Annotated in this window: 7 protein-coding genes; 5 read left to right on the top strand and 2 right to left on the bottom strand. The window is 71.2% G+C overall.

The features are described from left to right. Window positions 1-97: 97 nt before the first annotated feature. Window positions 98-1225 (bottom strand): glycoside hydrolase family 172 protein, encoded by a 1128-nt coding sequence (locus B7X32_RS00490; RefSeq protein WP_292714394.1) that lies wholly within the window; start codon window positions 1223-1225, stop codon window positions 98-100. Window positions 1226-1367: 142 nt separating this feature from the next. On the opposite strand from B7X32_RS00490, the gene B7X32_RS00495 reads away from it, so the two are divergent. The 5 genes from B7X32_RS00495 (at window position 1368) to B7X32_RS00515 (ending at window position 8381) form a co-directional block, all read left to right on the top strand. After that, the gene (locus B7X32_RS00495) at window positions 1368-2348 is read left to right on the top strand and encodes a LacI family DNA-binding transcriptional regulator (protein WP_292714397.1); all 981 of its coding nucleotides are present in this window, start codon (window positions 1368-1370) and stop codon (window positions 2346-2348) included. A gap of 237 nt (window positions 2349-2585) precedes the next feature. Beyond that, complete coding sequence (locus B7X32_RS00500) at window positions 2586-4109, top strand: FGGY family carbohydrate kinase (protein ID WP_292714400.1); 1524 nt, start codon at window positions 2586-2588, stop codon at window positions 4107-4109. Continuing rightward, a complete protein-coding gene (locus B7X32_RS00505) occupies window positions 4106-6754 on the top strand; it encodes a GH116 family glycosyl-hydrolase (protein ID WP_292714403.1) in 2649 nt (882 codons plus the stop codon). Before B7X32_RS00500 ends, B7X32_RS00505 begins: the two co-directional genes overlap by 4 nt. Beyond that, on the top strand, window positions 6751-7848 hold the full coding sequence (locus B7X32_RS00510) for a hypothetical protein (protein WP_292714407.1): 1098 nt from the start codon (window positions 6751-6753) through the stop codon (window positions 7846-7848). Before B7X32_RS00505 ends, B7X32_RS00510 begins: the two co-directional genes overlap by 4 nt. Next, the gene (locus tag B7X32_RS00515) at window positions 7845-8381 is read left to right on the top strand and encodes a hypothetical protein (RefSeq protein WP_292714410.1); all 537 of its coding nucleotides are present in this window, start codon (window positions 7845-7847) and stop codon (window positions 8379-8381) included. Before B7X32_RS00510 ends, B7X32_RS00515 begins: the two co-directional genes overlap by 4 nt. Window positions 8382-8534: 153 nt before the next feature. Here the strand turns inward: B7X32_RS00515 and B7X32_RS00520 are convergent, their stop codons facing one another. Continuing rightward, complete coding sequence (locus tag B7X32_RS00520) at window positions 8535-9107, bottom strand: TetR/AcrR family transcriptional regulator (RefSeq protein ID WP_292714413.1); 573 nt, start codon at window positions 9105-9107, stop codon at window positions 8535-8537. Between the last annotated feature and the right edge of the window lie 246 nt (window positions 9108-9353).

The following is a 9353-nucleotide window of genomic DNA, read 5'->3' on the forward strand; positions in this document are numbered from 1 at the left end:
GCGATACGGATGCACGACGGATCCGGCGATCCGGTCGTGCATCCGTGCCGGGATCCTGCAGGTGAACCGGTGCGGCGAGGTCAGTCCCGCGGCGGGGTCAGTCCCGCGGTGCGCGCGGAGGAGTGGATCCCAGGTCCGGCACGGGGGCCGTTCCTAGGTGCACCTCCATGTCGTCGGCGTTCGGCGCCTTCGGGCGGCGGGCCGTCGGCCGGTCCAGGTAGAACATCGCGGTGGAGGCGATGTCGTCGCGCAGCGGAAGATAGCGCCAGCCGCTGCGCCACCCGAGCGCCTGGATGTCGACCTTCGGGATCCCCGTGGAGAAGTGGATCGGGTCCGCGAGGTGCCAGCGGTACATGCCGAAGCGCTGCTGCGACACGTAGAGCCCGTCGGGACGAATCACCTGCGGCATGCCCAGGTACGGGGTCGAGAACGTGGTGTAGCCCTGCCCGGGGATGTCGAAGTTCCAGGCGCCGCCGAAGTAGTCCTCCGTGCCGGTGCCGCAGATCGTCGGGTAGTCGGTGTCGTCGTCGAGGTAGAACTTGATCTCGCCCTCGCCCCACCAACCGTTGGAATTCACGCCCCACGCGATGTAGGTCCCGACGTACTGGCCCTGCCCCTCGATCCCCTCCAGGATCGTGTGCGGCACGAGTTCTTCGAGCGGATCGGAACGGCGCCACTGCGCGTGGAAGTAGCCGTCTCGGGAGTAGTCCCCTCCGATCTCGTAGGTGACCTGGTAGTAGACCCGCACGTCGAGGGCCGAGGTGTTCTCGATCGTGAGGCGGGCGCCGTCGCGGAACGGCATGGGCCAGTAGGAGTTGAAGCCGCCGTGCGGATTCGCGGCGATCACCTGCGAGTCCACCTGCGCGAAGACGCCCCAGCCGTTGCAGAAGAAGTCGCCGTAGGGCACCTCGACCGCGGGCTCGGACGCGCCGTCCCAGTACGCGCGCAGGATGAGCGTGCGCCAGTTGTCGGTGTGCGTCGTGATCCAGATGTGGGTGATCTTCCCTGCACCCTCGATCGCGGCGAGATCGAACGTCTCGCCGGCCGCGATGTCGACGCTCGGCGAGATCTTCCAGCCCGGTCCGAGGTCGCGCGCGCAGTCCGCACCGGTTCCCTCCGTCGCACGTCCGCCGCCGCCCGCGGCGCCGTCGAAGTTCTCCGGTGAGATGGACCGGGTCTGCACGGTCCGCAGGGCGGACAGGGACGACAGGTCGGGAAGAGTCATGGCGGGTGCACATCCTCGTGTCGGGTGGGTGGATCCGCGCGCGGGTCACGGCAGCGCGTGCGGCCACCCTACCGATTCCGCGCGGCTGTTGCAATCGATTTCATCGCGGTAGTGTGTCCTGACGGACAACGGAGGGGGCGAGATGGCGACCATCTATGACGTGGCGCGACTCGCGGGGGTGTCCCCGGCCACGGTGTCGCGCGTCTTCAACGGCGTCGGAGTCTCCGAGGAGAAGGTCGCGGCCGTGCGCCAGGCCGCAGCGCAGCTGAAGTTCTTCCCGAACCGCACCGCCCGCACCCTGCGCCGGCAGAGCTCCGAGGTGATCGCCCTGGTGATCCCCGACATCGAGAACCCCTATTTCACCGAGATGGCGCGCGGCGTCGAGGACGTCGCCTCCGAGGCCGGCTTCTCCGTGGTGCTGTGCAACTCCGACGCGCAGGTCGAGAAGGAGCAGACCTACCTGCGGATCGCGATCGCCGAGCACATGTCGGGCGTGATCCTGGCGGCGGCGTCCGACCGCACCAGCCTCGAGGAGATCATGGCGGCGGGGCGCCCGGTGGTCGCCGTCGACCGCAGCACGGGCTACGACATCGACGGCGTCGTGATGGCGAACCGCGATGCCGGGCGCAGCGCGACCGAGCAGCTGATCGAGGCCGGATACACGCGCATCGCCCACATCGCAGGGCCCGAGCACATCGAGACCGCGGTCGAACGCGTGGACGGGTGGCGGACGGCCCTCGCGGCGCACGGCCTTTCAGCGGACCCCGGCCTCCTGCGGTTCTCCTCGTTCCGGGTGGACGGCGGCCGCGCGGCCATGGAGGAGCTGCTGGCCCTGCCCGAACCCCCGGACGCCGTGGTCGCGGGCAACAACCTCATCGGCGTGGGGGCGATCCAGGTGCTCACCGAGCACGGGCTGACCCCGCCGGCCGTCGGCGTCGCGGTCGTGGGCTCGCTGCCCTTCACGACGCTGTCGCCGAGTGCGGTCACGGTCGTGCGCCTTCCCGCGCGGCACATGGGCGTGACCGCGGCGCGCATGCTGCTGGACCGGATCGGCGGCGACGATCAGCCCGCGCGCACGATCGTGCTCCGCAACGAGGTCCAGGCCGCGACCGTCTCGCGCTGAGTCCGGACTCAGGGGCGCCGGAAGCGCTCGGCCAGTGCCGCCACATCCCCGTCGAGGGCGGAGACGTTCGGTTCTGCCGAGCTTGTCATCCCCCTGCGGTGAATGGATCGGTTTCATGGAATCGGTGGAAAGTCGCCGCAGATTCCGCGCTGTGTGGAGTGATTGCAAGCCGATTGCACTTGAAATCGATTTCGCGTAGTGTGATCGCCGTCCGGTCAGGACGAGCGATCGAGGAGGATGCGCGTGCGGTGCACCATCGGTGTCGACATCGGCACCTCCAGCAGCAAGGGCGTCCTGGTCGACGACGGCGGCGCGATCCTCGCCCAGGCGTCGCGGGCGCATGACGTGCGCCGCCCGCGCACCGGCTGGGTGGAGATGGACGGTCGGATCTGGTGGGACGAGTTCGTCGCGCTGTCCCGCGAACTGCTCGCCGCCGTGCCGGACGCCGAGGTCGCCGCCGTCGGGGTGAGCGGCATGGGGCCGTGCATCCTCCTGGCCGATGAGGGCGGCGCGCCCGTCCGCCCCGCCATCCTCTACGGCGTCGACACCCGTGCGGGTGCGCAGATCGAGCGGATGACGGCGGAGCTCGGCGCCGAGGCGATCGTGCGGGTGGGCGGATCCGGGCTCACCTCCCAGGCCGGCGGCCCGAAGATCCTCTGGATCCACGACGAGGAACCGGCGGTGTGGAACCGCGCCCGGCGGCTCTACATGCCGGCCTCCTGGCTCGCGCACCGGCTCACCGGCGCGTACGTGCTGGACCACCAGTCCGCCAGCCAGGTCTCGCCCCTCTACGACATCAATCGGGAGCGGTGGCACGAGGAGTGGTGGCAGCGGTACGCGGGGCCCCTCGAGCAGCCCGCCCTGCGCTGGGCGGGCGACGTGGCGGGCGCCGTGACGGCCGAGGCCGCGGCGCTCACCGGGATCCCCGAGGGCACGCCCGTCATCGTCGGCACGATCGACGCCTGGAGCGAGGCCGTCAGCGTCGGCGCGCACGGCGCGGGCGATCTGATGCTCATGTACGGGACGACCATGTTCATGGTCTTCACCCGCAGCACGGTGGCGGGGGAGGGAGCCCTCCGCACGCCCTCGATGTGGACCACGGCCGGCGCCTTCGCCGGCACCCGCAACCTCGCCGGCGGGCTGTCGACGTCCGGCGCCCTCACGGCGTGGCTGAAGGACCTCACCGGATCCGACTATCCCGATCTGCTCGCCGACGCCGAGGCGTCGGGAGCGGGCGCGCGCGGCCTCGTGCTGCTGCCGTACTTCGCGGGGGAGCGCACGCCGATCCAGGATCCGGACGCGCGCGGTGTGATCGCCGGCCTCACGCTCGCACACGGCCGTGGCGACCTGTATCGGGCCGCGCTCGAGGCCACCGCGCTCGGGGTGCGGCACAACCTGCAGACCATGCGCGAAGCGGGCGCCGACATCCGGCGGATCGTCGCCGTCGGCGGCGGCACGCAGGGGCGGCTCTGGCTGCAGATCGTCTCGGACGTCACCGGCCTGGCGCAGGAGGTGCCGCGGGTGACGGTCGGTGCGAGCTACGGCGCGGCCTTCCTCGCCGCGGGCGCCGTCTCCGATCCCGTCCCGGCGATCGCGGACTGGAACCCGGTCGTCGAGACGATCGCCCCCGACCCCGACCTCGCCCCGGTCTACGACGCGCTGTTCGACCGCTATCTGCGGCTCTACGCGGGCACGGCCGAAGTCGTGCACGAGCTCGCCGCGCAGCAGAGGGCCGACGACGAGAAGGAGACACCCCTATGACGCGCCGCGCCCGTCCCATCCCGCACACCGCCGAGCGTGCGGCGTTCCTCCTCGGCGGCATCGGCACCGGCAACGTATCGCTCGGCGCCCGCGGCGAGCTGCGCGACTGGGAGCTGGAGAACCATCCCGACAAGGACCGCCGCAATCCCCGCACCTTCTTCGCGATCCACGCGGCGCCGCAGGGGGCGGACCCGGTCACCCGGGTGCTCGAGGCCAGGGTGACCGGCCGGCGCGACCTCGACGCCGGGTTCTCGTTCGACGATCTCGCCGGTCTCCCGCGGCTCGATGCCGCCACGATGCACGGCGAATACCCCGTGGTCGACATCGACTTCGCCGACCGCGTCCTTCCGGTCGCGGTGACGCTGCACGCATTCACCCCGCTCGTGCCGCTCGACGCCGACGCCTCCGGCATCCCGGGGGCCGTGCTGCGCTACCGGGTCACGAACCCGGGCGACGCGCCGGTCGCGGTCACGGTGGTCGGCAGCGTCTCGCACACGGCGGGCCGCGGCGAACCGGGGCAGGATGCGCCATGGGGGATGCGCGGCACGCAGACCGTGCGCTGGCGCGACGACGGGGACGTGCGCGGCCTCGACTTCGGCATCGACCTGCCCGAGGACGATCCGGGCTACGGCACCCTCAGCCTCACCACGACGGACACGTCCACGACGGTCAAGCCGCAATGGGTCACGAGCTACTGGCCCGACGGCGCCCGGATGTTCTGGAGCGACCTCACGGACGACGGGCTGCTCGTGCCGGAGCCGCGCCTCACGCTCGAGGACAGGCCGCGCGGCCTGTTCGCGGAGCCCGGGGGCCACCGCGCGGATCCGGATGCGCGCCCGCTCACCGAGGAGGAGATGCTCGCGAAGCTGCCGCGGCTGCGCACCGGATCCCTCGGGATCGTGCATACGCTCGCGCCCGGCGAGGAGAGAGACTTCGAGTTCACGCTGAGCTGGTCGTTCCCGAACCGGCGCCGTGGCTGGCACGGGCACATCGTCATGGACGACGAGCCGGAGGACCCGGCGCTCCCGCCGATCGTGCGCAACCACTACGCGACCCTCTGGCCCGACGCGTGGGCGGCGGCGGCCCACCTGCACCGTGCGCTTCCGGCGCTCGAAGCGGCCACCGACGCCTTTGTCGAGGCCCTGTACGGCGGCACCCTGGATCCCGTGCTCGCCGAAGCGGCCGGGGCGAACCTCGCCGCGGTGCGCTCCACCACCTGCTTCGTCCTGGAGTCGCCGAACCCGGTCATGGGGGAGGGGCCGGTGTTCGCCGCGTGGGAGGGATCCTTCGACCACGGCGGCTCCTGCGAGGGCACCTGCACGCACGTCTGGTCGTACGCGCAGACCGTCGCCTGGCTGTTCCCGTCGCTCGAACGCAGCGCCCGTCGTGCGGAGTTCCTGCTCGAGACCGACGCGGACGGTGCGCAGAAGTTCCGCGGGAACAGGGTGTTCGGCGCGGCCCCATGGTTCATGGGGCCGGCGGTCGACGGGCAGCTGGGCACGTTCCTGCGCCTGCATCGCGAGTGGCGCTTCTCCGGCGACGACGCGTTCCTGCGCGAGCTCTGGCCGGCGGCCGTGCGCACCCTCGAGCACGCCGCCCGGGAGTGGGATCGCGACGGCGACGGCCTCCTGGACGGCGAGCTGCACAACACCTACGACATCGAGTTCCACGGGATCGATCCGCTCGCCAATGGGATCCACCTGGCTGCGCTGCGCGCCGGATCCGGGATGGCCGCCCATCTCGGCGAGCACGAGCGCGCCCGCGTCTGGGCGGCCCGCGCCGATCAGGTCGCGGCGGCGATGGACGAGGTGCTTTTCAACGGCGAGTACTACCGCCAGGTGATCGACGACGTCGACGCGCATCGCTATCAGTACGGGGACGGGGTGCTGTCGGATCAGTTGCTCGGACAGTTCCACGCGTTCGTGAACGGGCTCGGCCCGCTGCTGCCGCCGGCGCACCTCGACAGCGCGCTCGCCGCGATCGTCGCGCACAACCACCGTGCCGACCTGTCCGCGCACGAGAGCACGCAGCGCGGGTACGCCCTGAACGACGAGGGAGGGCTGCTGCTCGCATCGTGGCCGCGCGGCGGTCGCCCCGCGATCCCGTTCGTGTACTCCGACGAGGTGTGGACCGGGATCGAGCACCAGGTCGCGGCCACCCTGCTCTACGCGGGGCGGGTCGACGACGCGCTGCTCGTCGAACGCACGCTGCGCGCCCGCTACGACGGGGTGCACCGCAATCCGTGGAACGAGATCGAGTGCGGCAACCACTACGCGCGCTCCCTCGCATCCTGGGCGCTGCTGCTCGCGGCGAGCGGCGCCCAGTGGGACGCCCCCGCCCGCGCGCTGTCCTTCGCCCCCGCCGCGGGCGCATTCGCGGGCAGCGAGGTACGGCGCTTCCTCTTCACCACCGGCACCGGCTGGGGCCACGTCGAGATCGACGCCGACCGGCTCCTCCTCCACCTCGACGGCGGTCTGCTGGATCTCGCCGAACTGCGCCTGCGCGACGCGGTCCTCGCGCGCGAGCTGCGACTCGACGCCGGCGAGAGTCGTTCCTTCTCCATCCCGGCCCCCGAACGTTCCATCCCCGTCCCGGCCCCAGAGCTCGTCGAGGGGCCACCCATCAGCACTCGGAGAATCCCATGACCTACGCCATCCCCGCGCCGACCGCGCGCCCCGCCTCCGCGCCGAAGACCGCCTACCTGATCACCTCCGGCGACCTGCGGGAGTCGGCGAACATCGCGGGGTGGCCGGTGCAGGCCGCGACCGAGGCCGCCGTCACCGCGGCCTTCGAGGACCTGGGGTGGACGGTCGTCCGGCCCTTCGGCGTGGATCCGGCCACGGGTCACGGGTACATCTCGAGCCAGCGCATGGGCATGGAGGTGTTCAAGGGGATCCCCGAGGACGCGCCGCTCATCGTCGCGACCGCGAACTGGCAGTACTCCCACCACGTGCTCGCGGGCCTGCGCACGCACCGCGGTCCGATCCTCACCACGGCCAACTTCGCGCCGGACTGGCCCGGCCTCGTCGGGCTGCTCGGCCTGAACGCCGGGCTCACGAAGATGGGGAAGCTCTATTCGACGATCTGGTCCGTCGACTTCACCGACGACTGGTTCCGGCAGGGGCTCCGGGAGTGGACCGAGACCGGCGGCATCACGCACGACGCCTCGCACGTGCGGGCTCTTCCCGAGCTGCCGGAGGGGCCGGAGCGCGAGCTGGGCGAGGCCCTCGCCGCGCAGCTGCGCGCCGACAAGGCGATCATCGGCGTCTTCGACGAGGGGTGCATGGGCATGTACAACGCGATCATCGACGACGAGCTGCTGAACGCGACCGGCATCTACAAGGAGCGCCTGTCGCAGTCGGCGCTGTACGCGGAGATGCTCGGGGTCGGAGACGCCGAGGCCGATGCCGCCTACGACTGGCTCGTCGCGCACGGCATGACCTTCGTGTACGGCGAGGACGCCGCCACGGAGCTCACCCGCGACCAGGTGCAGTGGCAGCTGAAGATGTACATCGCCGCGCTCCGCATCGCCGACGACTTCGGCCTGGACGCCGTCGGGATCCAGTACCAGCAGGGTCTCAAGGATCTGGTCCCCGCCTCGGATCTCGCGGAGGGGATCCTGAACTCGACCGAGCGCCCGCCCGTGTTCTCGCGCGACGGATCCCGGATCCTCACGAGGGGCGCGCATTCCCGCACTTCAACGAGGCCGACGAGGGCGTCGCCGTCGACGCGCTCGTGACCGACCGGGTATGGCGGGCCATGGGACTCGTGCCGGACAACACGCTGCACGACGTGCGCTGGGGCGAGGAGTACGACGGCGAGTTCGTGTGGGTGTACGAGATCTCCGGATCCGTCCCCGCCTCGCACCTCGGCGGCTGGGACAGGGCGGAGGGCTGGCGGCAGGGGCACGTGTTCTTCCCCGCCGGCGGCGCCACGATCAACGGGGTCTCCCAGCCCGGCGAGGTCGTGCTCTCGCGCATCTTCATCGCCGACGGCGTGCTCCAGGCCGACGTGTTCCGCGGCACGGTCGTGGAGCTGCCCGCGGAGGAGACGCAGCGCCGCAAGGACGCCACGAATCCGGAGTGGCCGATCGCGCATGTCGTGCTGCACGGGCAGAGCCGCGACCAGTTCATGGCCCGTCACAAGGCCAACCACGCCCAGCTCGTCTACGCCCCCGACGCCGAGACCGCGGACAAGGCGCTCATCGCCAAGGCCGCGATGCTCGACGGCATGGGGATCAGGGTCAACCTCGTGGGGGACGTGAACGTCTGACGCTGCTCGCACCTGCCTGCGGCTGGTCCGTGCGTCGAGCGCACGCCGCCCGTGTGTCGGGACGGATGCACGATCGCGATACGGATGCACGACGGATCCGCGGATCCGATCGTGCATCCGTGCCGGGATCCTGCAGGTGAACCGCGGCCCGGGTCAGGAGCGGGGCAGCAGTCCCGCGACTAGAGCGTCCACGACATCGTCCGTCGGGGTGGCGGGGTCGATCGACGAGGTGAGCCGGTCGAAGACGAGGCCCTCGATCGCATAGTGGAACAGGGCGATCTCCGCGCGTCCGCCCGGGAGCCCCGCCGCGGCGTTGAAGGCGACGTCGCCCTCGAAGCCTGCGCGCTGCCACTCCTCGAGCGCCGTGGCGAGCTCGGGCCGCCGTGCGGCCTCGAGCCGCAGCTCGAACAGGGCGAGGGTCACGTCGCGCTCGCCGAGAAGGCGGCGCACGATGTCGCGCAGGTAGCCGGCGAACAGGGCGGGGCTGGGCGTCTGCGCTGCGCGTTGCGCGAGATCCTCCGCCGTGGGGGCTAGACGCTCCCCGATGCGCTGGAACAGGCCGGCGATCAGGGCTTCCCTGCTGCGGAAGTAGTTCGAGGCTGTGCCGGTCGGTACGCCCGCCTCGTCATCGATCGCGCGATGGGTGAGGCCGCGCGACCCCTCCCGTGCCAGCACTGCGATGCCGGCGTCGGCCAGGGCCGCGCGGCGGGCTTCGTTCTTGGCCATGCCTTCAGAGTAGCGCAACCACGACATCTGTTGTAGTCTCTAACCACTGCACCTGTTGTGAATGGTGCCGAGGATCGGAGGACCTGTGCGAGAACTCACCTACTACGTCGCCGTCAGCCTGGACGGCTTCATCGCGGGTCCCGAGGGCCAGTTCGACGCGTTCCTCTTCGAGGGCGACCACATGGCGGCGATCAGCACCCGCTTCGCCGACGCGATCCCCACATCCTTCGCGGAGGCGCTGGGCAT

It is taken from the genome of Microbacterium sp. 13-71-7 (assembly GCF_002257455.1).
GTDB lineage: Bacteria > Actinomycetota > Actinomycetes > Actinomycetales > Microbacteriaceae > Microbacterium.